The 26610-nt window shown below is 57.8% G+C and carries 19 protein-coding genes and 1 pseudogene; 15 read left to right on the top strand and 5 right to left on the bottom strand.

Annotation, left to right across the window (positions count from 1 at the left end; all coding sequences use genetic code 11):
• Positions 1-176: 176 nt before the first annotated feature.
• Positions 177-371, top strand: a pseudogene (locus JWQ90_RS01670) (transposase domain-containing protein); the annotation flags it as partial.
• Positions 372-485: 114 nt separating this feature from the next.
• Here the strand turns inward: JWQ90_RS01670 and JWQ90_RS01665 are convergent.
• Complete coding sequence (locus tag JWQ90_RS01665) at positions 486-731, bottom strand: hypothetical protein (RefSeq protein WP_299688390.1); 246 nt, start codon at positions 729-731, stop codon at positions 486-488.
• 48 nt (positions 732-779) lie between these two features.
• On the opposite strand from JWQ90_RS01665, the gene JWQ90_RS01660 reads away from it, so the two are divergent.
• The 10 genes from JWQ90_RS01660 to JWQ90_RS01615 all read left to right on the top strand — a co-directional run bounded on the left by JWQ90_RS01660 (position 780) and on the right by JWQ90_RS01615 (position 16654).
• A complete protein-coding gene (locus JWQ90_RS01660) occupies positions 780-3386 on the top strand; it encodes a TonB-dependent receptor (protein WP_299688387.1) in 2607 nt (868 codons plus the stop codon).
• An 89-nt stretch (positions 3387-3475) separates the two neighbouring features.
• Complete coding sequence (locus JWQ90_RS01655; protein ID WP_366919405.1) at positions 3476-5740, top strand: molybdopterin-dependent oxidoreductase; 2265 nt, start codon at positions 3476-3478, stop codon at positions 5738-5740.
• A 24-nt stretch (positions 5741-5764) separates the two neighbouring features.
• The gene (locus JWQ90_RS01650; RefSeq protein ID WP_299688381.1) at positions 5765-6208 is read left to right on the top strand and encodes a nuclear transport factor 2 family protein; all 444 of its coding nucleotides are present in this window, start codon (positions 5765-5767) and stop codon (positions 6206-6208) included.
• Positions 6209-6555: 347 nt separating this feature from the next.
• A complete protein-coding gene (locus JWQ90_RS01645) occupies positions 6556-7797 on the top strand; it encodes a cytochrome P450 (protein ID WP_299688378.1) in 1242 nt (413 codons plus the stop codon).
• 139 nt (positions 7798-7936) lie between these two features.
• Entirely contained in the window at positions 7937-9364 is a 1428-nt protein-coding gene (locus JWQ90_RS01640; protein ID WP_299688375.1) for an aldehyde dehydrogenase family protein, read from the top strand.
• 14 nt (positions 9365-9378) lie between these two features.
• Positions 9379-11499: an acetate--CoA ligase family protein gene (locus JWQ90_RS01635; protein ID WP_299688372.1), complete on the top strand. Its 2121-nt coding sequence runs from the start codon at positions 9379-9381 to the stop codon at positions 11497-11499.
• A 273-nt stretch (positions 11500-11772) separates the two neighbouring features.
• A complete protein-coding gene (locus tag JWQ90_RS01630; protein ID WP_299688369.1) occupies positions 11773-13002 on the top strand; it encodes an LLM class flavin-dependent oxidoreductase in 1230 nt (409 codons plus the stop codon).
• 35 nt (positions 13003-13037) lie between these two features.
• A complete protein-coding gene (locus JWQ90_RS01625) occupies positions 13038-14471 on the top strand; it encodes an aromatic ring-hydroxylating dioxygenase subunit alpha (RefSeq protein ID WP_299688366.1) in 1434 nt (477 codons plus the stop codon).
• A gap of 100 nt (positions 14472-14571) precedes the next feature.
• On the top strand, positions 14572-14961 hold the full coding sequence (locus JWQ90_RS01620) for an EthD domain-containing protein (RefSeq protein ID WP_299688363.1): 390 nt from the start codon (positions 14572-14574) through the stop codon (positions 14959-14961).
• A gap of 148 nt (positions 14962-15109) precedes the next feature.
• Positions 15110-16654 (top strand): long-chain fatty acid--CoA ligase, encoded by a 1545-nt coding sequence (locus JWQ90_RS01615; protein ID WP_299688359.1) that lies wholly within the window; start codon positions 15110-15112, stop codon positions 16652-16654.
• A 31-nt stretch (positions 16655-16685) separates the two neighbouring features.
• Here the strand turns inward: JWQ90_RS01615 and JWQ90_RS01610 are convergent, their stop codons facing one another.
• Positions 16686-17105, bottom strand: coding sequence for a Zn-ribbon domain-containing OB-fold protein (locus tag JWQ90_RS01610; protein ID WP_299688356.1), 420 nt, complete (start codon positions 17103-17105; stop codon positions 16686-16688).
• 267 nt (positions 17106-17372) lie between these two features.
• Here JWQ90_RS01610 and JWQ90_RS01605 point away from each other — a divergent pair, with 267 nt between their 5' ends.
• From JWQ90_RS01605 to JWQ90_RS01590, 4 genes are all read left to right on the top strand, one after another.
• Positions 17373-18968, top strand: a complete 1596-nt coding sequence (locus JWQ90_RS01605) for a class I adenylate-forming enzyme family protein (RefSeq protein ID WP_299688353.1) — start codon at positions 17373-17375, stop codon at positions 18966-18968.
• Between the two features lie 52 nt (positions 18969-19020).
• On the top strand, positions 19021-20556 hold the full coding sequence (locus tag JWQ90_RS01600) for a hypothetical protein (RefSeq protein WP_299688350.1): 1536 nt from the start codon (positions 19021-19023) through the stop codon (positions 20554-20556).
• Between the two features lie 40 nt (positions 20557-20596).
• A complete protein-coding gene (locus JWQ90_RS01595; RefSeq protein ID WP_366919409.1) occupies positions 20597-21379 on the top strand; it encodes an enoyl-CoA hydratase-related protein in 783 nt (260 codons plus the stop codon).
• 168 nt (positions 21380-21547) lie between these two features.
• Complete coding sequence (locus tag JWQ90_RS01590) at positions 21548-23767, top strand: molybdopterin-dependent oxidoreductase (RefSeq protein WP_299688344.1); 2220 nt, start codon at positions 21548-21550, stop codon at positions 23765-23767.
• Positions 23768-23936: 169 nt separating this feature from the next.
• Here the strand turns inward: JWQ90_RS01590 and JWQ90_RS01585 are convergent, their stop codons facing one another.
• The 3 genes from JWQ90_RS01585 to JWQ90_RS01575 all read right to left on the bottom strand — a co-directional run bounded on the left by JWQ90_RS01585 (position 23937) and on the right by JWQ90_RS01575 (position 26380).
• A complete protein-coding gene (locus tag JWQ90_RS01585) occupies positions 23937-24260 on the bottom strand; it encodes a 2Fe-2S iron-sulfur cluster-binding protein (RefSeq protein WP_299688341.1) in 324 nt (107 codons plus the stop codon).
• A gap of 149 nt (positions 24261-24409) precedes the next feature.
• Positions 24410-25507, bottom strand: a complete 1098-nt coding sequence (locus tag JWQ90_RS01580; protein WP_299688338.1) for a thiolase family protein — start codon at positions 25505-25507, stop codon at positions 24410-24412.
• Between the two features lie 114 nt (positions 25508-25621).
• Positions 25622-26380, bottom strand: coding sequence for an SDR family oxidoreductase (locus JWQ90_RS01575; protein ID WP_299688335.1), 759 nt, complete (start codon positions 26378-26380; stop codon positions 25622-25624).
• Positions 26381-26610: the final 230 nt, after the last annotated feature.

The following is a 26610-nucleotide window of genomic DNA, read 5'->3' as shown; positions in this document are numbered from 1 at the left end:
ATCGGCCATCCAATCCGGCACTGTCGTTACGACCCCAGGAGCACTTTCGACGTGATACACACCGCCGCCACGACGCTGCTCGCTGTACTGAAGGCGCAATCGATGCCCATAAAGCGGGTGCCAACGGTAGTGAACTTCAATCTCTCGCCCGATATGGGCAGAATGACCATGCGCTTGCGCTCGGACGCCGGAACTGGCTCTTCGTCGGATCAGAATCGGCGGGGCGGCGCGCCGCCGCGATCATGAGTCTGCTCGCGACGGCCAAAGCCAACGGTCATGAGCCACACGCTTGGCTGCTCGATGTGCTCACCCGGCTGCCGACTACGTTCAATCGCGACATCGGGCAACTGCTCCCGCATCGCTGGCTGCCGCCTGCTGATCAACGCAGGACGGTGTCAAGGTGGCGTGGCCGCACGCTTACCCCAGAAGTGGAAAGGCGCACGCTTAACAAAATCGAAGATTAATTTTCTAACAAGGACAGCAACTCATTGCTTCGGAGCAGAGCCAGGAGTGTGATCGTCTCGAAACTTTCCGTCGAAGGATTCAAAAGAAAGCTGCTTTAACTCAGAAATTCGAAGCGAGATAGCCGCCAGTAACTCCACGCAAAGGGGAGGAGTTGCATTACCAATCACCGTTTGATAACGTGCTACCGCAGTCGGCTCCTGTGGGTCTGGATAATTATCGACAAGCGACCGATTGAATATCGAGCCGGGAAAGTCTGGAATGCGCAAGCGCGAATCCAGATTCCTAAATCTGGCCATCAACGTGAGGAGAGCGCGGTGACGCGAAAGCAGCTTGCGGCCTTGTATCTGTTTCTTGTGAGCGGAGCGGCACTTGCGCAAGAGCAAATATCTGTAGCCCAACCCAGTCAACCTGTGCCATCGATTGAACCGGAGCCTGCATCAGGCGCCGACTCTGAAGCGCCACAAGAACTACCTGCCGCCGCCCCGGATGGAGCGACTACGCCCGCTCCAACCTCCGATGTGGCGCCTTCCGCAAGTGGAGATCTGGCGGTCATTCCAGTGGCAGAAGCCCCGACTACTGCTGCCGAGGTACCGTCTCGAGAACGAAACAGTGGTGGTATCGGCATCGAAGAAATCATTGTCACAGCGCAAAAACGAGAAGAGAACGCCAACAGCGTTCCAGTGGCGATAAGTGCTTTTACTGGAGAGCAGTTGCAAGCGCTCGGCGTCACTGACACTCGCAACTTGTCAAGCATTGTCCCCGGCTTTACGGCTGCGGACAATGGATATAACACTCCAGTTTACACGCTGCGGGGTATCGGCTATGCCGACACGACCTATACGGCCACATCGACAGTCGGTGTCTACGTAGATGAAGTGAGCCTTCCCTACGCGATTATGACAAAAGGGGCAAACCTGGACATTAAGCGTGTCGAGGTGTTGAAGGGCCCGCAGGGAACTCTTTACGGTAGAAATACCACCGGCGGCGCAATTAACTACATCGCCAACAAGCCGACTGATGACTTCCAGTATGGTGTCACGGCGGGGTACGGCAGCTACAGCACGGAAGAGGCCGAAGGTTTCGTCAGCGGTCCCATTTCCGACTCACTGAAGGGACGGGTAGCCCTGAAGGGCATTTTGTCCCAGGACGGTTGGCAATATAGCCAGACACGCCCAGACGACACACTGGGTAAGAAAAGGAAAATGTCCGGGCGAGGTCTTCTGGAATGGTCCCCCGACGCGGACCTCGTCTTCCGCCTTTCTGTTGACGGATGGCTGGACAAAAGCGATGCGCAGGCTGCTCAAGCCATCGCTTTCTCGCCTCAGAATCCTTTTATTCCCAACACACCCTTCGGCGCACAGTTTCCGATCCTCGGCCCGATTATCGGTGTAAACCCGATCCTGGCGCCTCAAGTTCGAAACTACCCGTTGATTCCTCAGAATTCCGACAACACTCGTGTTGCCGACTGGCCGGAAGGCGGCCCTTGGCAACTCAATGACAGTTTCTATGGCACGTCGCTGCGCACGAACTGGTCATTGACTGATACCAAACAGTTGACCGGCATCCTGTCATACGGTTACGTCCAGTCCGATGGCTCGGGCATACCCAATACCGGCCTGAACGTTTATAACGTTGAGCAACAAATTTACGCGCACATTGCGACCTACAACGCAGAGCTTCGCTTTAGCGACACGATCGGCGATTCGATTCATTACTTGACAGGCATCAGTGCTGCGCATGACGACGGCGTCGAGAATCACCACGTCCGCACGGATACCAACAGCGCAGTGTTCCCGAATCCCTTAACCGGACAAGCACTGATCGCCAACAAGGCCATCACGTTCGGGGCTACCAAAGCGACCTCGCTCGGAGTCTTTGCGAACGCTGACTGGAGCTTCACCGATACGCTCAAGGCAACCCTCGGCGCCCGCTATGGTGATGACAGGAGAACGTACCACGGATGCACGATTGAGCCCGAGGATTCTCAAGGCATCAGTTTTGGTCCAATTATCGACCTCGTCGCATTGATACAATACGGAGCGATCAACGATGTGCGTCGAGGGGAGTGCTTCATACTCGATGATAATGGAAAAGCGGGCGAATATTCTGGCGAGCTGCACGAGGCCAATATATCTGGCCGGGCGTCACTGGACTGGACACCGATCGAGCGCACACTTCTCTACACCTCCTATTCTCGCGGCTTCAAAGCGGGCGGGTTTCCCGTTGTCAATTCCATATCGCAGAGTCAACTAGCGCCTACGACGCAGGAAAAACTGCAGGCTTGGGAGATCGGAGCGAAATCCTCACTGATTGATCACATTCTGCACGCCAATGCCGCTACGTTCTATTACGACTACACGAACAAGCAGCTATTGACCTTCTTCAAGGACCCTCTCTTCGGCGTATTGCCAATTTTGGACAATGTCCCAAAGTCCAAGGTCTATGGCGCCGAAACTGACATACAGTACACGCCGGTGCAAGGACTCTTCCTGTCAGTGGCGGGTTCATATATCAAAACTCGCATCGATGAGTATACGGGGACGAACTCCAAAGGCGAGCAAGAAGATTTCGCAGGCCGCCCATTCAACTTCACGCCGGTATGGCAGTACACCGTGCTCGGAGACTACACGTTTCCTATTGTCAGTACGCTGAATCTTGGATTTGGTGCCGATTACACGTACACCGGGAAAACCAACGCAACCCTTGAAGGTAACCCCGACTACGATATGCGCTCCTATGGCTTGGTGAATGCCAGGATCCATTTGGCTCCTGAGGATGGCAAATGGAACGCGACCGTATGGGGGCGAAATATCTTCGACGAGTTCTCGACTATCGGCGTCTTCAGGACTGGCGACACCGTGGCAAGAACCACGGGCATGCCTCGGACCTTCGGGCTCACTTTCACCTACAACGGCTTCTAACGAACTTGGTCGAGCGAAGGTGATTGGCGCGGAGTCGGCAATTGACGATGAGATCGAAATCTCTAATCACTCGAATGCCTGGCATCTGAGTGGGCGTTGGAGTTCAACCTGTGAGAAAACCTCAACTCGAACTGTTGAATGGGCCCCTGCAGCGGCGGACGCATTGCCGAATTTGCGAGCCACAGTGCGCTTTGCTGGCAACTGTTGAAGGCGGCGAGATCACCAAGATCGAAGGAAACCGTCAACACGTCTTTTCCGAGGGGCACTTGTGCGTGAAGGCTGCTGCCGCCGCTGACGTGATCAAGGATCCAGACCGGGTTGTTACGCCACTGAAACGGGTTGGCGCTCCCGGACAGTTTGAAGCAGTGAGCTGGGACGAAGCTTTGGATGAGATTGTCGAGCGGCTAGGCCGCGTGCGCCAACAATACGGCAACCACGCCTTCGCGAGTTTCATGGGCAACCCACCTGCATTCGGAATGGGTGTCGCTTTTTTTCTGAGTGGGTTTCAGGATGCGTTCCAGATCAAGTGGCGATACGGCGTCAACGCCGACGACGCGGCGGCGCGGCAGGTGGCCAACTTCTTCCTGTACGGGTCGCCGGCCATTCTTCTAAAGCCGGATTTATGGCGCACGAAATTCGTTCTGATGCTCGGCGCAAATCCATTCGTATCACACGGCTCTACGTTTTCCGAGCCAAAAGTCCGCGAAGCCTTGCACAGCGTCGTAGAGCGAGGCGGTCGTGTCGTAGTCGTCGATCCGAGGCGCTCCGAGACCGCTCGGGCATTCGAGCACTTGCCCGTTCGCGCCGGCAGTGACACCTGGTTTCTGATTGGCTTGATTCGCACGCTTCAGGAAGAAGATCTCGTTGCGCGGGAGTTTGTCCGGAAACACGTTTCAGGGGCCGAACGGATGGAAGCGCTGTTGCAATCCTTCTCCGTCGAAGAATGCGCGATACGCAGCGGTGTCGATGCCGCAGTCTTGCGACAGCTTGCCCGGGACTTTGCGGCTGCCGAATCTGGTGTTGTTTACGGGCGCACCGGAACCTGCACTCAACGTTTCGGTACACTCAATAATTTGTTGCAGGACTTCGTCAACGCACTGACAGGCAACATCGAACGACCCGGCGGCTACGTCTTTGGCTGGGCCGCAGTGGATCTTGAGAAGTTTGCCGAAGCCGGAGGCTTCGCGACCTATTCCAAACAGCGCACACGCGTCTTCGGCCACCCTGACGTATTTGGGATGTTGCCGTCGACATCGCTGGTTCCGGATATCACGACGGAAGGTCCGGGGCAGGTCCGCGCTCTTGTCACTGTTGGAACCAACGCGGTGCATAGCAGCGCCGGTGGCGGTAAGGCGATGGAGGATGCTCTGGAGCAGCTTGATCTTCATTTCTCGCTGGACCTCTATGTCAATGAGACGAACAAGCACGCACATTTCATCCTTCCTGTGACCAGCTTCTACGAACGAGAGGATCTGCCGATAGCGGCGCTCGGCTTGATGCTGCGGCCGGCCCTCTGGTGGAGTCCGGCCGTAGTGCCGCCGCGAGGCGAGGTTCGCGAGGAGTGGAAGATTCTGCAGGAAATTGCCCGACGTTCTGGCCTGGGCGGCGCTTACAGTGTTCGAGCCCTGCGCTGGCTGGCCCGGATCGGCTTGCATGTAACCCCATCAATGATCGCAGACCTGCTGGTCCGAACCGGACCTGCCGGCGACTGGTTCGGATTGAAGCGAGGAGGCTACAGCCTGAAAAAGCTGCGTGAGCATCATCCCGATGGTGTGCTCCTCAAGCATGAGCTGCCGACCCGTCCACTCCGGCAAAGGCTGCATACGCCAGACAAGCGGATCAATGTATGTCCGCCGATCCTTGAAGATGAATTAAACCGGCTCCGCGGGCATCTGGATGACCCGGCGTTCCCGCTGCGCCTGATCGGCATGCGTGAGATTCGCTCACAGAACTCCTGGTTGCACAACATTCCGCGCGTGATGCCTTCAGCGCGACGGCACGTGGCGCATCTCAATCCGATCGACGCGACGGCCCACGGCATTACAGCAGACGATGCCATCACGATCACCTCCAAGAGCGGCAGCATTCGTACCGCAGTGAAGCTAACTGCCGATATTTTTCCTGGCACCGTCGCGCTACCTCATGGATGGGGTCATAGCGGTGGGTGGAAGATTGCCAACCGCTCCGGTGGCGTCAATTCCAACATCCTGGCCAGCGGTGCGCTTGAGGACATCGAGCCGATCGCGGGGATGTCAATACTGACCGGAATTCCGATTCGCATTTCAAGAGCCGCAGAGATGACCGAGTCGGCTTTACTGGGTGCGAACATGCCTCATGAGTCCGCAACTTCTTAGGCTTTGTCAGTCAGGAGATTAAAAATGGATCGAAATGAAGTAGAGGATGTCAAGGATCTGATCCTTCGCTATGCGGACATGATCAATCTATACGATCTCGAGGGCTTTGCCGATACCTTCGCAGAGCACGGAATCTGGGATGTGACTGGATACTTCAAGGCGATCGGCCGTCAAGAGGTCCGAGATGCCTTTTCCCAGCAACGCAACGCCTTCGACTGGGTTCTACAGGTTGTACACGGCACGCGTGTGCTTGCGCTCGACAACTCCGTAGCGAAGGCACGCAGCTATATCGCAGAGCAGGGTAACCGGAATGGCGGCGGCTATTATCTGCTCGGCGTTTACCACGATGAGTGCGTGAAGGACGACAAGGTGTGGCGATTTTCTAGCAGGACGTTTCATCCGCTCTACCTGGGTCCGCCGGATCTTTCAGCACCGCTCAAGCACTATCCGGCGCCCCGCCTTTTCTAGTTATTCATTGCAGATCGGACTCTCCTGAGAGCCGTCCTGTCCCTTGATCGATCAAGCTTGAGTGGCACCGCTCATGGATACTGAATGCGGCGTGGTCGCCGACAAGGAAAGGGGTTGCCGAACTTGTCCAAGAGTACATAACGCCTGTGAGTCCACAGACGCTGTACCGGATCGGCAATCTGGCTCAGGGCCGTTGCCGTTGCCTTAAGCGCAACATGTTCCGACATTGTCTGCAGCGCCCGTTCACCACTCAAGACGGGTTGGCAGACAGCAGTCCTCTAGAGTAACCAAGCGTTGTTTGATAATGTAGCGCCAACGAGACTATTTGCGAACCAGGACCGAAAGCCATGACCATTACTGCTAGCCAGATCATGAAGCCGATTGACGATGTCACCGATCTGGAGGCGGCCGTTCATCCTGTTCTGGAGATCTGTCGAGTCGCCAACGGACGAGCCATGCTCAAAGGCCAGGGAACTCGCTTTGAGGCTTTGGTCCTGCCCAATTTCTTCGGGCATCACGACGACGTGCCATCGTTTGCGGCGCTGTCCTTTGACGCAGCACGGCAGGTGTTGATCGATACCGAGAACTTCTCATCCGACTTGTATCGGGAGACGCTGGAAAGAGCCGTGGGACGCGGCTTGTTCGGCATGGACCCCCCAGAGCATTCGCGCTATCGGGCGCTGCTTCAGATGGGGTTCAATCCTCGCATCGTCGCGGCATGGGATGCCGAGATCATTCGTCCCGTGATTGAGCGCACGATTGTCGCCGTCAAACATCAGGGCCGTGCAGACTTGGCACATGAGGTCACACTTTTGTTTCCTTACGAAATCATCTGCAGAATTCTGGGGTTTCCCACGGAAGATGTGCAGTACGTTAGCGATCGCATCACCAAAATGACGCGTGCGACTTACGACTTCGACGCGGCAATGAAAGCGTCGGCCGAGATGAACGTCTATGTCGATAAGTACATTGCCGAGCGTCGCAAGATTGCACGCGACGACTTTATTTCGGTCCTGATGGTCGCCGAAGTCGATGGGGTACGACTTAGCGATGAGAACCTCAAAGCCTTCATCTTCCATCTGTTCCCGGCCGGAATGGAAACAACGTTTCGCGGGGCGTCTAACCTGACGCATTTGTTACTCAGCCACCCCGAGCAGCTCGAACGTCTCAGGACGAATCCTGCATTGATCGGTCCCAGCATCGAGGAAACGCTTCGGTTCGAAGGCCCAGCGTCAATGTTTCCGCGCCGGGCCAAGCACGACACTAGCGTCGGAGGCATTTCAGTTCCGGCGGGGTCCATGGTCTACGTCATGATGGCTGCGGCCAATCGTGATCCAAGCCGCTGGGACAGGCCGCACGAATTCGATATCTCGCGCGAGTCCAAGGCGCATCTCGGTTTTGGTTACGGCGCTCACGCCTGTATCGGACTTCACTTAGCCCGTAAAGAATTGCAGATCTATATGGAGCAGGTGCTTGAGCATCTGCCCGGTGTTCGATGGGATCCTGCAACAAACGGTACGCCGCCGCCTATTCTGGGCTGGACCCTGCGATCCGCTTTGTCGCTGCCTGTCGTCTGGGATGCCCCCTGAGACCGAACGACTCTGTGGATCGAGAGCGACCAGAATCGACGCAAAAATGAGCCAGTGGAAGCAGCTCGAAGTGCTGCGAGTCAATTAGATCCAATAGTGATTCTGCAAGTAACCCGGTACTCGGGAATATGGAGCGATCATGCAATTTGATACTGATTTCACGATGACGATTGATGGGCGCAAGGTCGAAGTGTCATCTTCTCTGTCGATTTTGAATCCTGCTACGGAGCAGCTTGTGGCGCAGGCTCCCGACGCTTCCGCAGCGCACCTGGATGCAGCGGTAACCTCGGCTCGACGCGCTTTTCCAGCGTGGTCAAGCACTTCGCTAGTTGAGCGCAAGCGTTTGCTGGGCAAGATTGCAGAGTGCCTGCAGGCCAATGCTGAGGGATTCAAAAATCTACTGACTCTGGAGCAGGGCAAGCCGCACGCGGACTCGTTCATGGAGGTCATGTACTCGTCGATGTGGTTTGGCCTGGTCGCACAGCTGGACATCCCTATCGAGGTGCGCGAAGACAGCGCTGACCGCAGGGCCGAGGTTCATCATGTTCCGCTCGGTGTTGTCGGCGCGATTGTCCCCTGGAACTTTCCGATATTGCTGGCCGTAATGAAGATTGCGCCGGCACTATTGGCGGGCAACACGGTAGTGCTCAAGCCAGCACCGACCACCCCGCTGACGGCCCTCAAGCTTGGCGAGCTTCTGCGTGACGTGCTTCCGCCCGGCGTGCTCAATGTGATCTCCGGTGGCGATTCACTGGGCCCGGCGATGACCGCGCATGGCGGCATCGACAAGATATCATTCACGGGCTCGACGCAAACCGGGCGCAAGGTGATGCAGAGTGCCGCTGCGACGCTGAAGCGTGTGACGCTTGAACTGGGCGGCAACGATCCGGCGATTGTCATGCCGGATGTGGACGTAGGAAAGGCGGCACCTGAACTGTTCTGGGCGGCATTCCGCAACAACTCGCAATTTTGCCTGGCGACCAAGCGGATGTTCATTCACGAAGACATCTATGAGCCGATGAAGAGGGCGCTCACGGAGATTGCCCAGTCTGTCAAGATCGGCAACGGCGCAGAGGAAGGCGTCCAGCTTGGTCCCATCCAGAATCGATTGCAGTTCGAACGGGTCAAGAAGCTCATTGAAGAGGCTCGATCGTCCGGGCTCACGCTGATCGCCAGCGATTGCCCGGTGGGCAAGGGCTACTTCGTGCCGGTGACCCTGGTCGATAATCCTCCAGATGATTCGCGCGTGGTTGTCGAGGAAGCCTTCGGCCCGGTGCTACCGCTGCTAAAGTTTAAAACCGTCGACGAGGTCGTCGAACGCGCCAATGCCAGTGAGTACGGCCTCGGAGCGTCGATCTGGTCTGCCAACGTCGAACAGGCGTATGCAATCGGGCAGCGGCTGCACTGCGGCACGGTCTGGATCAACGAAATTCACTACCAGTCTCCGTTCGTCCCATTTGGCGGCCACAAGCAGTCCGGAATCGGTGCCGAAAACGGCGTTGAAGGTCTGCTGGAATATACGAACGCTCAGACGATCTATATTCGCAAGACCTCGTCGATTTTGTGACTGGCGTCGAATTCGTGAGCACTGATGTTTTGCAAGCGAGGGATCGTCATCCGCTGGAGCGCCTGTTTCGACCTGCGTCGATCGTACTGGTGGGGGCCACCGAACGTTCGTTGTGGAGCAATATGGTGTTTGGGAATCTGACGCGCTTTGCGTTTCCAGGCAAGATCCATCTGGTCAATCGCAACGGCGGAACGGTCTACGAGCGAAGCGCGGCGACCAGTTGCGTGGCGATCGGAGAGCCTATCGACCTGGCGCTGGTGATGGTGCCGGGCAGTGCGATAGACGAGGTCTTCTCCGATTTGTCCGAAGCGGGCATTGCAAACGCTGTAGTGCTGACCTCCGGCTTTGCCGAACTGGGTGCCGACGGCGCGCTGGCTCAGGCCGCGCTTGCAAAGCGTGCGCAGCAGCTTGGAATCCGATTGTTGGGGCCCAACTGCCTGGGCTTCATCAATTTCATTGACCATGTGCCGCTATTCACGAGTCAGAGGCGCGCTCAGCGTGAGGTCGGGGCGGTAGCGATCGTCTCTCAAAGTGGAGCCGTCGGCACCATTTTGGCGGATGTGGCGTTTCATCAAAATGTTTCGCTGAGCTACCTGGTTTCCACGGGCAACGAAGTAGACGTCAACGTCGCGGACGTGATCGACTATCTGGCCGACGAGCCTCATACCAAGGTAATAGGGGTCTTTCTGGAGACGGTTCGCGATGGCCAGCGGTTTCAGCAAGCCGCATTGAAGGCACGATCGGCTGGCAAGCCCATCATCGTTCTCAAGGTGGGATCGAGCGAGATTAGTGCAAAGGCCGCTCGGGCTCACACGGGCTCTCTCGTCGGTGACGATCGCGTTTTCGATGCGGCCTGCCGACGTCTGGGCATGGTGCGTGTGGCGTCGCCGGAAGAGCTGATCGCCACAACAGCCGTTCTGGCTCGGCTTGGGCGTATCAATGGCGGCTTCGCCTTGGCTGCCATGTCAGGCGGCATGTGCGAGATCGCTGCTGATCGTGCTGCAAACGTGGCTCTCAGGATGCCAGCGCTATCGGAAGAGACCGTGACGGCTCTGCGGCAGGTGATGCCTGCCTATGGCACGCCCCACAACCCGCTCGACTTCACCGGCGCGGCAATGTTGAAGCCCGAATCGATCGAGGCCATGCTGAAGGTGCTGGCGAGCGACCCAGCAGTTGGGGTCGTTGCTTGTATTTTTGATGCGCCGGAGGTGGAGGATCGCACTGGTTTTGTGGCGAAAGTGTTCCAGTCGATAGACCGTGGATTCTCCGGAACCGGGAAGCCCGTCCTGATACTGAGCAATGTGTCGGCTACCGTGGCTAAGGCCGGGCGCGACATGACGCAGGGGCTTCGCGCTCCCTATTTCGGGGTTGGCGTCGATCGTGGTCTCCTGGCGATCGCAAACGCATGCGATTGGTGGGCTCATCATCCCGGAGTCGGTCGAAGTTCCCCGCCGATTGCAAGGAACGCTGAGTCGACCCCTGCGCAACGGCCGGGAGGCGAGCGTGAGGTGTTGGACTATCTCTCCAGCCACGGTGTGCCCGTGATTCCGGCGATGATCGCGACATCGGCATTGCAGGCAGAGGAGATTGCGCGAAAACTTGGCGGTTCTCTGGCGTTCAAGATCCTGTCGGCGCAAATTGCTCACAAGAGTGACGTAGGCGGCGTTGCTCTTAACGTAACAGCAGAGACCGCAGCAGCGGTATACGACGCGATGCTTGAAAAGGTCGCTTCGGCACGACCCGATGCCATCATTGATGGTGTCATTGTCTCGCCAATGCGGCGAGGCGGGGTGGAGCTGTTCGTCGGCACGATGCGCGATCCCGTATGGGGGGCGGTGGTCGCCGTGGGTCTCGGCGGTGTATGGGTCGAAGCGCTAAAGGACACCAGCTTGCGTCTGCTGCCCGTTGCGGAGGAAGACGTACTGGAGATGCTCGGTGAGTTGCGCGGCACCATGCTGCTGAGCGGCTTCCGTGGCGCACCGGCAGTCGATCGCCGCGCGCTGGCTCAGTCCATCGTCCGAATCGGTGATGCCGCCCTGGCGCTCGGCCCCGACTTAATTTCATTGGAAGTTAATCCGCTGCTGGCAACACATCATGGCGTCGAAGCACTTGACGGTCTTGTTGTCTGGACGTGATCTGATACGTCCCGCAAAACATACTTTCCACAATGGGAAGTATGTGTCGAAGTCGTCCTTGGTGAGCCAATCGCAAGGACCGAACTCGCAGGGCAGGCCTGTAGCGGACAGGATCCCGATCGAACCAGGTGTGACGAATCCGCCGCTGTCCTTGACTGCCAACAGGGTGGAACCTTATTCTCCATAACCAAACATTGTTTGATACAGATATCGACACGCTGAACGGTTGGCATGTAAGACGATCGGATCCACCAGTACTCAAGGAGAGCTGCAATGAAGTTCGGACTATTTTTCGAGATCCAGTGTCCGAAGCCATGGGACGAAGGATCGGAGCATCGCGTGTTCCATGAGGCCCTTGAGCAGGCCGTTCTGGCCGACAAGCTCGGCTTTGATTGCGTTTGGCACGCGGAGCATCACTTTCTCGAGGAATACAGCCACAGCTCGGCGCCCGAGCTTATGCTTGCCGCCATCGCCGCCAGGACGAAGAACATCCGGATCGGACACGGCATTAAGCATGTAACAACCAACCATCCGCTGCGGATTGCCGAGCAGGTCGGCACGCTCGACATCATCTCGAATGGGCGTTTGGAACTGGGGCTGGGAGAAGGCTCCAACACGACGGAGCTGCACCCCTTCGAAGTGAGATTCAGGGAAAAGCGTGAGCATTTTGAAGATGCAGTCAAGTGCTTCATGCCGATGTTGTGGAATGAAAGCTGGTCGTACGAGAGTGAACGTTTCAAGGTGCCGCCTCGGAATGTTTTACCCAAGCCATTGCAAAAGCCCCATCCGCCGTTGTGGGTCGCCTGCTCTCAAACCGAGACCATTCGCCAAGCAGGGGCCTGGGGCATGGGCGCGATGGGTTTTGCATTCGTGGATCCGACAGGAGCCGAAGCCTGGGTGCATGCGTATTACAATGCGTTCCTGAACCACCAGCAGCCCATCACGAACTATCAGCCGCAGGCCAACCTGACTTCGAGTTACTACTTTCTCTGCGCGCCGACTGACGAACTGGCGTTTGAGCGAGCGCAGGGCGCGACATTCTTTGAGTTCTCGCTAGGCTACTATCAGAAGTTCGGTCCGTTCGAGGCGGGCAAGACAGATTTCTGGGCCGAATACCTGAAATGGCGCGAGACGGATAAGGCACGGATCAAAGAGGCATTTCTGCGTGAACACATGATGGTGGGTTCGCCAGCGACGTTGAGGCCGCGCGTGAAAAAACTTCATGATCTCCACGTTGACCAAGTACTACTGATCGCACAAACCGGAAAGACCACACACGAGCAGATCTGCGAAAGTATGGAGATCTTTGCCCGCGAGGTGATGCCCGAATTCCATGATCTCGATGACAAGCATCAGGATTGGAAGCGCAAGGTTCTTTCGCGCGAGATCGTGCTGAGCGATATCGACACGACAGGTCGTGATCTGCGCCAGGCCGAGGACCAGAGTATCGATCAGTCAGTGAAAAAAGACCCAGCAGAAAAAGCATTCGCCCAAAACCTGTAGAACAGGTCCGATACGAGATTTCAGAGGAGAGCCCCATGTCAGAAGAGCTAGTTGACCTCGTTACCGAAAGCAATACGAAGTATCACTCGCACATCCTCCCGTATCAGCTTCGGTTTCCAAAAGGCACGGCCTTCTACGAAGATCTCGCTATCGATGAAAAGTATCGCCGGCTGCCGAAGAAAAACTATATCGCTCCGGAGCGTCTAAAGGACGAACTTCAGCATATTTGGAAGCGCACTTGGCAGTTCGCCGGTACCGAACAAGAACTCGCCAAGCCCGGCGACTTCGTCACGTATGACATCGCCGACCAAGGCTACCTCGTCGTCCGGCAAAACGATGGTGGCCTGAAGGCATACCACAATACGTGTCAGCATCGCGGCAATCGCCTGGCCGAGGGCTGTGGGAGTGCCAAGAGTATTCGGTGTCCCTTCCATGGCTGGACCTGGAAACTCGACGGAGCCCTTCAGGTCATACCGGACCGGCACACCTTTGATTCCCTTGACGGCGACCTGTCGTTGCGTTCAGTGCAATGCGAGACCTGGGCAGGGCTTGTTTTTATCAATCCCAATTCCGCCAATGCGATCAGTCTAAAAGAATTTCTGGGGCCGGTCGTCGATCAACTGGAGCCCTATCGGCTTCAGGACATGAACCTCGTGGTGAACGTCATCCATCCGCTGTCCGCGAACTGGAAGACTACAGTCGAGGCCTTTGTCGAGATCTATCACGTCAACGGCGTCCACCCACAATTTCTGGCGGCCTCGGACGATGTCAATACGGCCATGGAAGTGGTTAGCAAGCGATTCGGACATAGCCGGGCGATCATTCCATTCGGTGTGCCTAGCCCCAGGCTTGCTTCATACACTGAACACGATGTCGTACGCGAGTTTATCCACTCCGGTGGAATCCTGCGCGGGAGTGAAATCGATCTTTCCCGAGTCGCTTTCGACTGGGACACGGCAAAGGGCAACAATCCAACCAAGGGCGAAATCGCAGAGCAGCACAAAAACGGTCGTGAATTTCTGATCTCCAAAATGGAGAAGATCATCCAAGATCGCGAAATCAATGTGAGCGGATTGTCGCGCGCTCAGTACATTGACGACTGGCACTACTACTTATTCCCGGGCTTGGTCTTCAATATTACCGCCGGCGGCTTCTTGCTCCTGTCGATGCGGCCGCATGCGAGTGACCCGGATCGAATGACCATTCAGACAATGATTTTTCAGAAGATGAGTGAGGCACAACGCAAGCTCGTGCCTCCGGCTGCGCGCACTTACGCGGACGAAGGCACGCGCAGCTATGGAATGATCTTGGATCAGGACTACGCGAACGTGGTGCTGACCCAACGCGGGATACACAGCGATGGATTCGAAGCGTCTCGCTTGTCCCGTCAAGAAGTACGCATCGCGACGATGGCAAAAGTGATCGATCGTCTCATTGATGAAGGGAAGCGTACCTCGACTGCTGAGTAACGATTAATCGATTCTGCCGACCGGCCGCGATCTCAAGCGCAATATGTGCCGTAGTTGACCCGTAGATGTTCGAGACGCGCGTTAGTGTCCCGGAGAATACATGACCAAGCTGATATTCTGTCTACATCGGCTGCCGGAGCTGAGCGCACTACAATTTCAGGATTACTGGAAGCACCAGCACGCCCCGCTAGTGCGTGAGCTTGCTCCGATCCTAAAAATTCGCCGTTACATTCAGACTTACCCGTTCTTCGATGAAAAGCTTTACACCGCCTCTAAAGTACGGGGCGGTGCGGCGGGCTACGACGGCGTTGCCGAGTTGTATTGGGAAAGCATTGACGATCTGAGGTCGACGGCGACGGATCTCGACGCCATCAAAGCCGGCCGACGCTTGCTGGAAGACGAGCGCAAATTCATTGATCTGCCGCGCTCGCCGCTCCTTTTTGCCGACGAAGTCGTTGTCGTCGGTTCTGATGCGGCAGAGTCGCTGTAGGAGCCGACGATCTTGCGATTTAAGGATTTTCGGTGGTGTTGATCACTGGCGCTGCCCGCAAGCACGGTATTGGGCGCGCCACGGCGTTGCGACTGGCAGCGGAAGGCGCTGCATCACCACGTAATAAATGCCTGAGACGGAGACAGCCATGCTGATTAATGCCGGACAGCTGCTTATCGAGCGCGCCAAGACGAGCCCCGGGCTGGATGCAGTGGTCGATGCTGAAACAGGGCTACGTCTAACATTCTCTGAACTCAATGGATCGACCAACCAGGTCGCGCATGCACTTGTCTCACTAGGCGTCCAGCCCGGTGAGCGAGTGGGCGTATTGATGTCGAACGGCGTCGCCTACGTGCAGGTTTATTTTGCGCTGTTGAAGATCGGAGCCATTGCTGTCTTGTTGAATTGGCGCCTTACCGTCGAGGAGCTGTCTGCGCAAATTGAGGATTCGCAGACCGGAATGCTTCTCTACAGCATTGATCACCATGCGCTGGCAGAGCCGCTCAAGTGCCGCATTCCGGGGCTGGCAATCATTCCGAGCACCCGCCATGGAGCTGAAGCGTCGGCTGCACTGGATGCCGTCGCCGCATCAATGCCGAACAGCGAACCGCCGATCTCCGGTCAAGGGGACGATGTATCGTTCTTGATCTACACCTCGGGTACGACGGGCAAGCCCAAGGGTGCAATGCATACACACGGATCCACGATCAATTGGAGCCAGTGTGCCCTCGCGACGGTTGAGATGCGCCTGGCTGATCGAGGACTGATTCTCGCGCCGCTATTTCATGTTGGCGGCTTGGCCCTTCTCATCAACTATATCCATCGGGGATGCACCAGCGTCATTGCCAAGGCATTCGATGCCGAACAGATCTGGCAGCTGATCGAGTCTGAGCGGATCAATCACAGCTTCGCCGTTCCCGCGATGATGAGCCTGATGTACCGGCACCCATCCCGAGCGTCATGCAATCATGCCTCGCTTCGCTGGATCATGGTCGGCGCAGCACCGCTGCCGGTGTCGATCATCGAAGAATATGCCGGCATCGGGATCGACCTGCATCAGGTTTATGGATCGACCGAAACTCACGGCGGTATCTGCATCATTGAACCCCAGTACGCGCGCAGCAAGGCGGGCTCAACGGGGAAGGCCTACTTCGGACTGGAGGTCCGTGTCGTCGACTCCGAAGGCCGAGATGTAGAGCCCGGTATTCCCGGTGAAGTCATTACGCGTGGACCGCATTTGATCAGGGGTTACTGGAATCAGAAGGAGGCGACTGAGAAGGCGTTTAAGGATGGCTGGTTCTATCTTGGTGATATCGCCGTCATCGACAAGGACGGATTCATTTACATTAAGGACCGGTCGAAAGATGTCATCATTTCCGGAGGTGAAAACATCTATCCTGCCGAGATTGAGAGCGCCCTCATCCGTCATCCCGCGGTTCTGGATGTCGCCGTGATTGCACAGCGAAGCGAGCGCTGGGGCGAGAGTCCATTGGCAGTCGTGGTTGCCGATCCCGAAGTCCTTGCAGCGGACGTTGAAGTGTTAAAGCAAGAGATACTGGATCTTTGCAGGCTCCATCTGGCTCGTTATAAACATCCACGCGCTATCGAATTCGTCGAAGCACTGCCGCGCAATCCTACGGGAAAAGTTCTCAAGCATCTGCTACGAGAACGCTTTACTCAGTCCCTAAGCTAACGCCGACGGCATTGGTGGCTCCGCAGGAGAGTCACAGTGCAATAGGCAATCGGAGTACGGCCGGCTCGAACATTGGCAGGTAGACATCCTCGATCGCCACAAATCGTACCTGCACCACTAACCCGATATGAACCTTGTCAGCGTCGCACCCGATGATGTTGGTGGTGAGGCGAAGATCGGACTGCTCAGCCAGTGAGACGATCGCAATTACATAGGGATCCTTGAGATCGGGACGCCATGGCTGATGGTTGATCGTAAAACTTTCCACGACACCGCGACCTGAGATCACCTCCCAAGTGAGTTCACGTGAATAGCAATTTATGCAGATCGGGCGCGGCGGGTGCATGAAGCGCTGGCAGGCGGCGCAGCGCTGGAGGCGCAGCTGGCCGTCCGCGCCGCCTTTCCAGAACGGCTCGGTTAAGGGAGTGAGCTGCGGTAGCGCGCGAGTCATGCTGTTCTCAAGGTTAAGCAGTAGTCATCGGGATTGGTGCGGAATTGTATAGATCACCGTTCTGAAGTTATGATATTACCAAACGATGTTTGAAAATATATAGAAGCAGAACTGCAGCGGACATGCTGCTGCCAGCCATGCGCCAGGTGCGTCCGAGTCAATCCATGTCCGTCGCGTGAAGTGTCGTGGCTGATCCTGCAGTCGGATCCAGCCGAATTTCGTAGCTGGCCGCGAAGTGGCACACCGGCTGTCAAATGGAGGAAGAGCATGACGAAACACAATTTTGAATGGGGAATGGACGTCGCCGTGGAGGCTGCCGGGCCTTTTCGATTCAAGATGTACACGCAGCGGCGCCGGCATGTCGCCGAGATCCTCACTGACGCCGCAAAGTGGGGTAGCCGCACCTATCTGGTTCAGGGTGATCGAAGAATCTCCTTTAGCGACCATCAGGTCTATGTAACGCGCCTGGCGGCTCTGCTACATGCCCGAGGTATCGGTCCCGGTGACCGCGTCATGCTGCTGGCCGCTAACAGCGCCGAATGGGTCTGCGCTTTCTGGGCGGTCCTGCAGGTGGGCGGGGTTGTTGTTTCTGCCAATGGCTGGTGGAGTCAGCCGGAAGTCGAGCATGCGATCGCGCTCTCGCAGCCGGCATTGGTGATCGCCGATGCGCGTCAGAAAGAAAAGCTTGCAGTGAGCGTTCCGGTCTTGCTCGTGAACGACATCAAACGGTCTATCGAGTCCGATAGCGACCTGCAGGCCCCCGATAGACCGGCAGCTGACGAGAACGACCCCGCCATCATCCTGTTCACGTCTGGCGCCACGGGTGCACCCAAGGGGGCAGTCCTATCGCATCGCTCACAAGTCGCCAATCTTCAGAACCTGCTGGTGTCGTCGGGGCGCTTGCCCCATACCTTGTCTGACACATCGCCAATAGCTAAAACCCTGCTCGCGTCGCCCCTGTTCCACATTGCCGGCATCCAGGTGGTCATGATGTTCGCCGTGATCGGCGGCTGCATTGTCATGACCGAGGGCCGGTTTGACGCACAGCAGGTGCTGGTATTGTTGGAGCGAGAGAAGATCACTCGATGGGCTGGTACACCGACGATGCTGTTGCGAGTGCTGGATCAGCCTGACTTGAAGCGCTTCGATACGAGCAGCCTGCAGTTTCTCAGCACTGGAGGCACCTTCATTTCAACGGACCTGGTGAACCGTATGCGCGAAGCATTTCCCTCGATCAAGGGAAATGCCGCGGTGGTCTATGGACTCAGTGAGGCGGGCGGGACACTTTGCCAACTGGGTGGGCCGGAATACGCTCAGCGGCCGACAGCGGCCGGCAGACCGTTTCCCACCGTAGAACTGCGCATCGACCACGCTGACGGCGAAGGCTGCGGCGAAATTCTGGCGCGTTCTCCGACCAACATGACGGGCTACCTTGGGCTGCCCGACGACCACACCGTCGACAGTGACGGTTGGCTTCACACCGGCGATCTGGGACGTATCGACGACGAGGGATACCTGCACGTCACCGGGCGCAAGAAGGAAGTGATCATCCGGGGCGGAGAGAATATCTCTGCCGCACACGTTGAGACCTGCCTGCTGGAACTCCGCGAAGTGCATGAAGTGGCCGTCATCGGCCTCGACTCGCCAATTTGGGGCGAGGAGGTTGCGGCCGCCGTGGTATTTAAGCAAGGCGTATCGCTAAGCACAGAGGCGCTCGAAGCGCATTGTCGCCAGCGCCTGGCGCACTTTCAGGTCCCGAGTCAGTGGTGGATCCGCACGGAGCCGCTGCCCTCGACCGAGTCAGGAAAAATTCGAAAGCCCGCTCTGAAGAAAGAGTGGCTCGACCAAAGCGGAGCGGGGTGATGTCGCACCGATTGGCTTGCCGGATCGGCTGCACGTTTCTGGCGCTGTGAAAATGAGCATGCGCACCCCGGTGATGATTGGTAGCGGGCAGCTCGTCTATCGCGGCGAGGCAAGTCAAGCGCATGGACTGTCCCCGGTTACGCTCGCTGCACAAGCCGCGATGAGAGCAATCGTGGATGCCGGTCTTCCGCCGGAAAGCGCCGCCATCATCGATGTGATCGCCGCTGTGCGCCTGTTTTCCGATTCCTATGTGGGCGGCGAACATCCCTTTGGACGGGCGAGCAAATTTCCGCGCGCCGTGGCGGCCCGAATCGGGGCCAAGCCGGTGCGAACGATTTACGGTGAAGTCGGAGGACATACACCGCAACGGCTGGTGAACGAGTTGTGCGATGCCATCGCCGAAGGTACTCACGATATGGCGCTGGTGGTCGGTGCCGAAGCCACGGGGCTTCTCAAGGCGGCCCGACGTAGCGGCCTGGTGCTGGATTGGAGCGACGAGACCGATGGCGAGATGGAGGACCGCGGGCTTGGAAAGCCACTGGTCAATAGGGCCGAAGCTCGGCATCGCCTGTTTGCGCCGGTTAATGTTTACGCCCTGATTGAGCATGCGCAGCGTGTCCGCTACGGCCGAAGTCGCGCCGAGCATCAGCGCGTGATGGCCGCGCTGTTTTCAGGATTCTCGGCTGTGGCTTCGGGAAATCCCTACGCTCAGTTTCCAACAGTGCGCGACCAGACGTTTTTGTCGACCGTGTCAGCGGACAACTACCTGGTCAGCGATCCGTTTACAAAATGGTTGGTTGCTCAGGATGCGGTAAATCAAGGGGCAGCGGTGCTAATCACCAGCCAGGCGATGGCCGACCAGCTTGGCGTCGCGTCTGATCGCCGCGTGTACCTGCATGGCTATGCCGACGCTGACGATGTCTGCGTTTCCGAGCGCCCCTCTATTGGTGAATCACGGGCTCTGAAATGGGCTGCCCGCAAAGCGTTCGAGGCCGCTCAAGCAAGCGCAGCCAAGACTCGACACTTCGACTTTTACAGTTGCTTTCCCTGCGCGGTATCGGCCGCCTGCGAGGCCTTCGAGGTCGAAGCCAGCCCAGGAAGACCACTGACCGTCACGGGTGGTCTGCCGTTCTTTGGCGGTGCTGGCAACTCCTACAGCCTCTTCGCGATAGCCGAGATGGTGACAACCCTGCGACGGGACCGTGGCAGCCAGGGCGTGGTATCCGCCAATGGAGGCTATCTGTCCAAGCAATCAGTCGGCATCTATGGGACGACAGCACCAAGCCGCCTTTGGCAGCGGGTCGAAGGCGAGGACTTGACGCAACAGCTTCGGCGTGACGCCGTCAGCGTCGCAGCAATATCCAGCGGGCACGGCATCATCGAGACCTTCACGGTCGATTTCCAAAACGGCAAGCCAGCGATTGGCTGGGCGCTGGGCCGCCTTCACGACGCTGATCAACGCTTCATAGCGCAGGTTTCCCGCGGCGATAACGACACCTTGGCGGGGCTGTTGACGGGGGAGCCGATCGGCCGCCAAGTCATCGTCGACGCCGGCGAGAAATTCAACAGCTTCCGCTTCACTGATTGACCTCCAATAAACTGCAGCAGCTACGGACAGGATGTCGATGATGGGCTACGAATTCATCCAGGTGGAGCGCGACGGGCCACTGACCCTGGTGACCTTGAACCGGCCCGAGCGCATGAACGCACTGCACGCGCCGGCGCACGAGGAACTGGGCGCCGCATTTGACGAGTTTTCCAAGGACCCGGACCAATGGGTGGCGATCATCACCGGCGCAGGCGACAAGGCCTTTTGCGCAGGGAACGATTTAAAATATCAGGCATCGGGTGGCGGCTTGGGGTGGCCATCCACCGGCTTCGCCGGTCTCACCTCACGTCTGGACCTGAACAAACCGATCATCGCTGCCGTGAATGGGGTTTGCATGGGTGGCGGCTTCGAAATCGCTCTGGCTTGCGACCTTGTCGTCGCGGCCGAACATGCGAGTTTTGCGCTACCCGAGGTCCGAGTGGGCCTGGCTGCGGTCGCGGGTGGCCTGCAACGTTTGCCTCGACAAATTGGCGTTAAGCCGGCCATGGGTATCATCTTGACCGGCCGTACCGTTTCCGCTCAGGAAGGCTGCAGCCTGGGCTTCGTCAACGAGGTCGTGGCGGCGACGGATCTGCTGGCTGCAGCGCGGCGATGGGCGAATCAAATTCTGAGTGCCAGCCCTATGTCGGTGCGCGCCTCTAAGGAGGCTGTCAGCAAGGGCCTCAATGAGCCCAGCCTTGAGGCGGCCCTGCAAAATCAACTGCGCTACCCGGCTCTGCGAGAAATGTTTAAGTCTGAGGACTTTATTGAAGGGCCGCGTGCGTTCGCCCAGAAACGACGCCCGCAATGGAAGGGCCAGTAAACCGTCGAAGTGTCGCTGTGTAGCGCTCTCGATTACGTGATCCTGAGCGGCCAGCCAAAATGACCAGCGTCGTCAGCAGCACTCTGATCAGTAGCGCCGGACCGCTACCCCGGTACCACGAAATGGCTGAGCACTAGAGGGGTGGGCATCAGTGACGAGGAGAGTCAAATGACGACCCAGAAGCCAAATCCTCCTATCGGCACCGATGGCAACCACGCTACATTTTGTCGGCTTTGTGAAGCACATTGCGGAATTGTTGCCTCTGTTCGCGAAGGGCGAGTGGTCAAACTCACTCCTGATAAGCGCAACCCGCATTCGTTGGGCCATGTCTGCCTTAAAGGTACGTCGGCGGCAGAGATCACCTATGACCCCGATCGCGTCCTCCGGCCGCTCAAGCGAGTTGGCGGGCCCGGCGAGTTTGCGCCGGTGAGCTGGGACGAGGCGCTCGATGACATTGGCTCCAGGCTCAAGACAATCCGCAAGCAGCATGGCCCGGACGCCATCGCCTCCTATCTTGGCAATCCGACGGCGTTCGCCAGCGAAAACTTCGTGGTCCAGTTGGAACTGCTGGCGTCGATGGGCAGCACTCGGCAGCACGGCGCGAGTTCCCAAGATACCAATGCCCGCTTGCTCGCTAACTACGTGGCTTACGGCGCACCGTGGACGACCGGAATTCCCGATCTGCCGAGTTGCGATTACCTGATCGTGATGGGCGGGAATCCCATGATCTCCAACGGCTCTCTTATGTGGGCGCCGCGTATACGGCATGATTTCGATGAAATCGCCGAGCGGGGGCGAGTACTGGTCGTGGACCCGCGGCGCTCGGAAACTGCGGCGCGCTATGAGCACCTGCCCATTCTTCCTAACGGAGATGTCTGGATGCTGCTCGGCATGTTCCGAGTCCTGCAGGACGAGAACCTGATCGACCCGGACGTTCTGTCTCGTGACGTCGTCGGTTGGGATTCATTGCGCCTCCAGGTGCTGCGAAACGACGTGGGAGCTTGCGCGCGCGGGTGTGGAGTGGCTGCAGAAACCATTCGCGATGTTGCCCGCGGTTTCGTACGCGCCAAGCGCTCGACCATCTATAGCCGAATCGGCATCTGCCGCGGGCCATACGCGACGCTGACCAATTTCCTCGTCACAGCATTCAACGCGGCCACTGGCACCTATAACCTCGAAGGCGGGACCATGTTCGGCCGCGAGGTGTTTCCGTCTCAAAAATCCACCGTGGGTGGCTATGGCGAATCCAGGAGCCGCCATGGCGATTCGCCCTCCGTTGCCGGCTTTCTTCCGAGTGCCATGATGCCCGACGATATCCTCATCGACGGGCCGGGCAAGGTCCGCGCGCTGCTTGTGAGCTGTGGCAATCCGCTGCTCAGTGCGCCGGGCGGCGCTCGGCTGGAAGAGGCTCTGAAGGCCCTGGACTTCATGGTGTCCTTCGATCTGTATGTCAATGAAACCAACCGGCACGCGCATTACATTTTGCCGGGTACCACTTTTCTAGAGCGACCGGATCTTCCGATCGTCGGACTGGGTTTCATGATCCGTCCATTCATCCAGTTCACCGACGCCGTGATCCATCCCTTGGGCGAAGCGCGTGATGGATTCGACATTTATCTGGCGATCGTGCGCCGGATGGGCCTCGGCGCACCATCCGCTTCAAAGCTCAAGCGCTTCATTGGCAAACTGGGTCTCGCGCTGCGCCCGATGACGATGTTCGATATTGGGCTCCGCCTGGGCCCGGTCGGTGACCGCTTCGGACTGCGCAAAAACGGCTGGTCTGTGAAGAAGCTGCGCCAGTACCCGCATGGTGTGATGGTTGATGTGCCGCACACTTATCTCACCTGGAGAAAACGAATTGCCTATCCGGATCAAAAAATTCACCTTTGGCAACCAGCGGTGGAATCTGAGTTGGCACGTCTATTTGCAGAGCGGAGGCCACAGCCGCGTTTCCGTCTATTGAGCGTACGCAGAATCGGCTCGCTCAATTCCTGGATGCACAACGTCGATCGACTCGTGCGCTCGCAAAAGCCTGCGCTCACGATCCACCCTCACGACGCTGCCGAACTTGACGTAGCCGATGGAGATTTCGTGTACATCCGCACCTCGGCAGATCGCTTGAAGGTCCCTGTTCGGCTCTCCAACGAAGTTGTGCGTGGCGCGGTCGCCTATCCGCATGGTTGGGGTCACAGCGGCGGCAGTTGGCGACGGGCCAACAATACCAACGGGGTGAACATCAATCGTTTGCTGGGTCTCGGACTGCAATCTATTGAATTCGTTTCGGGGACTACTCTGATCGATGGAATTGAGGTTGCGCTTGAAAAGGCCTCGGCTACAGAGATGAACGCGACCGAATCTGCGCCCACCGCTGAATCAGTCGCAGCCTAAGAATATTGCCCTGATTCAGGTGGTCCGGATGACTGCATTCAATGCCAGTACGCATCATAGGTCCGGAATACCTACTGCCGCAGGGGAAGTCCGGATTGCGCGGAGGCTCGTCCGATGAAGCGAGGCAGTTTGTGTTGGTGCTTGCTGAACAGATAGCGGGTAATAGGTGCTAACTCTGCTGGCTGGCCGGAATACGAACGACCAGACCGTCCAGGTCGTCCGTCACAGCAATCTGGCAGGAGAGGCGCGAATTCGGTTGAACGCCACTGGCAAATTCGAGAAGGGAAGCCTCCAGAGGCCCCGGGGCGCCGGTCTTCGACACCCACTGGTGATCAACGTAGACGTGACATGTGGCGCAGGAGCAAGCCCCGCCGCAGTCCGCGTCGACGCCACGGATGACGTTCTGTATCGCCCCCTCCATCACCGACAGGCCCGACGTTACTTCAACCACGTGTTCGGTCCCGCTGAATTCAACATAAGTGATTCGTGCCATTGTAATAATCAGATTTCCTAATAACCAAACCGTGTTTGATTCATGAGAATTTACTCGCTGCGAAAATACCCGTCAAGCCGGATCGCTCCCAGATAATAAGCCTTGAATCCTACGTACGCGGCTAGCACGCCCCGCTCGCTGGCCTCGCATCAATCACGCACGAGCAGGGCGCAGCTTGCAAGCGGGCCGGCGCCGTTTGCGACCGCCGCAACGCGGGCCGGACGCGCGATCTGGCGCGCTCCCGCATCACCCCTCAGTTGAGTGACCGCCTCGTGTAGAAGCCCCAGGCCGTGCAGTCGACCACCGGATAACTGCCCGCCGCTGGTGTTGAGAGGTAGTGCGCCGTCAAGGGCAATTCGTCGCCCGCCCTCGACGAACGTACCCGATTCTCCTCGCCCACAGAAGCCCAGCGCCTCGAGCCAGTTCAGGGTGACGATACTGAAACCATCATAGAGCTGTGCCACATCCACGTTGCCCGGCTTGAGGTCGGTCATATTCCACAAATGCTTTGCAGCGTCAAAAGCCGCGGGGGCCGTCAAGTCGCCTTGGTCCCAGAGGCTGCTTCGCTGCAGGGCGCCACTGATGGCTTCAACCCAAATCGGTGGCCGGGGCCGGTCCCGCGCCGGCGCGGCAGCGCTGACGACAAACGCCACTGCGCCGTTTACTGGAACGTCGCAGTCGTAGAGGCAAAGCGGCGAGGATACGAACCGCGCCGCCAGATAGGCATCCAGCGTTAAGGGGTCTTTGTAAACCGCGATGGGGTTGAGGGCCGCATTGCGACGAGCATTGATTGCGACCCATGCCAGCTGCTCTCGTGTGGTGCCATAGTCGAAGAAGTGGCGCTGTGCGCTGAGGGCCACCCAATTTGCGGTCGACAAAGCATCGAACGGCAAGAGCCATTGCTGCCAGCCATTCACGCGGGGAACGGCCTCATTCCTTACCCCGGCGTGGCGGTTCGAAGATGGGGCTTCGGTTGTGGCACGGAAACAAAGCACGTGGCGCGCATATCCGGCTGCAATAGCCGCGCAGGCATTCAATAGCGACGATAGCTGGGCGGGGCCCTCCGCTCCGCCGCCGTACCAAGTCAAATTCAGCCCCAGCGCATCCTTGATCTCCCACGCCGATACCGGCGAAGCACCGGGCATCTCGACTACTCGTCCGGGCCAGCATGCGAGACCGTCGATTTCGGCTGGGACAAGTCCCGCATCGGCAATAGCCGCAAGCGATGCCTGCAGTGCAAGGTCCACGCCCTCTCGTTCGACGCGGCGCCCGATTTCCGAAAGACCGATTCCGGTAATGGCAGCACTACGAGGACGCAGAACAGGGCTCAAGGAACTCATCTGATCCGGTGCCCGATTCGCTTACTGCGGGAACGTCAGGGTGTCAGCGCCGTCGGCCAGCAGTTCTGCGCCATTGATGCGCTTGGCCTCATCCGATGCCAGGAAAACGATGGCGGCCGCGACGGTCTCCGGCTCGGCGAGCTGGCTGGCAGCGGCTCGGCCTTCCGGCGAATCGGAGTTGATGTCAATGTTTGCCATCTGAAGAAAAGCCTCACGGGCCATTTTCGAGCGGGTTCCGCCCGGTATAACGGTATTGCAGCGAATAGGAATATTGCCGAGCTTGCAGTGAGCCGCGACCGCTCGTGTTAAAGAATTGACCGCACCTTTCGAAGAGCCGTACACCGGCACACCACGCATGCCCACTACCGAAGAATTGGATGACACGTTCACGATAGCGCCACCTTTAGATTGCATTTCAAGGATGGCGTATTTGCAGCCGAGAAAAACCCCGCCTGCGTTGACCCGGAAAACATGGAGCCACTCGCTCATGCTGGTCTGATCGATTGGCTTCAACAGTGAAACCGCCGCATTATTCACGACAATGTCGAGCCGACCGAATTGAGATCTGACCTGCGCCATCAGCTCCACCCAGCTCGCCTCATCGCCGGTGTCCAGGCGCCAGAAGTGCGCGCCTTCGCCGATTTCAGAGGCCGTTTGCGCACCAGATGGACAATCGATATCGGCGACTACCACGGATGCTCCAAGCTTCACCAACTGCTGCGCGGTGGCCCGGCCGATGCCATGCGCCGCGCCGGTAACAATGGCGACTTTACCCTTCATAAGCTTCTCCTGTTGTCCGCCTTTGTAATTTGGATGGCAATGCTTGTCGTCCTCGCCACAAAGCATTGCAATTAACCGACCAGTGTTTGATTATAGATTAAGTCGCCAAGCTGCGCTCGAAAGCAGTCAGCGCGCCGTTTCCGCCAGCAAGCCGACGTATAGGCGCGGGGTCCTATCCCAATTCCATGATGTATTTCGACTACCGCGACAAGCGCGTGCTGGTTGCCGGC

Origin of the sequence: Hydrocarboniphaga sp. (assembly GCF_028291725.1) — a bacterium.
In the GTDB taxonomy this organism is placed as follows: domain Bacteria; phylum Pseudomonadota; class Gammaproteobacteria; order Nevskiales; family Nevskiaceae; genus Hydrocarboniphaga.
Note: the sequence above shows the minus strand (reverse complement) of the source record. Positions and strands in the feature narration are given on the sequence as shown.

What these genes read in the sequence shown, in the direction of transcription:
- JWQ90_RS01650 (WP_299688381.1), top strand. Translation starts at nt 5,765, where the DNA reads ATGGATCGAAATGAAGTAGAGGATGTCAAGGATCTGATCCTTCGCTAT.
- JWQ90_RS01645 (WP_299688378.1), top strand. Translation starts at nt 6,556, where the DNA reads ATGACCATTACTGCTAGCCAGATCATGAAGCCGATTGACGATGTCACC.
- JWQ90_RS01640 (WP_299688375.1), top strand. Translation starts at nt 7,937, where the DNA reads ATGCAATTTGATACTGATTTCACGATGACGATTGATGGGCGCAAGGTC.
- JWQ90_RS01630 (WP_299688369.1), top strand. Translation starts at nt 11,773, where the DNA reads ATGAAGTTCGGACTATTTTTCGAGATCCAGTGTCCGAAGCCATGGGAC.
- JWQ90_RS01625 (WP_299688366.1), top strand. Translation starts at nt 13,038, where the DNA reads ATGTCAGAAGAGCTAGTTGACCTCGTTACCGAAAGCAATACGAAGTAT.
- JWQ90_RS01620 (WP_299688363.1), top strand. Translation starts at nt 14,572, where the DNA reads ATGACCAAGCTGATATTCTGTCTACATCGGCTGCCGGAGCTGAGCGCA.
- JWQ90_RS01615 (WP_299688359.1), top strand. Translation starts at nt 15,110, where the DNA reads ATGCTGATTAATGCCGGACAGCTGCTTATCGAGCGCGCCAAGACGAGC.
- JWQ90_RS01610 (WP_299688356.1), bottom strand. Translation starts at nt 17,105, where the DNA reads ATGACTCGCGCGCTACCGCAGCTCACTCCCTTAACCGAGCCGTTCTGG.
- JWQ90_RS01605 (WP_299688353.1), top strand. Translation starts at nt 17,373, where the DNA reads ATGACGAAACACAATTTTGAATGGGGAATGGACGTCGCCGTGGAGGCT.
- JWQ90_RS01600 (WP_299688350.1), top strand. Translation starts at nt 19,021, where the DNA reads ATGAGCATGCGCACCCCGGTGATGATTGGTAGCGGGCAGCTCGTCTAT.
- JWQ90_RS01595 (WP_366919409.1), top strand. Translation starts at nt 20,597, where the DNA reads ATGGGCTACGAATTCATCCAGGTGGAGCGCGACGGGCCACTGACCCTG.
- JWQ90_RS01590 (WP_299688344.1), top strand. Translation starts at nt 21,548, where the DNA reads ATGACGACCCAGAAGCCAAATCCTCCTATCGGCACCGATGGCAACCAC.
- JWQ90_RS01585 (WP_299688341.1), bottom strand. Translation starts at nt 24,260, where the DNA reads ATGGCACGAATCACTTATGTTGAATTCAGCGGGACCGAACACGTGGTT.
- JWQ90_RS01575 (WP_299688335.1), bottom strand. Translation starts at nt 26,380, where the DNA reads ATGAAGGGTAAAGTCGCCATTGTTACCGGCGCGGCGCATGGCATCGGC.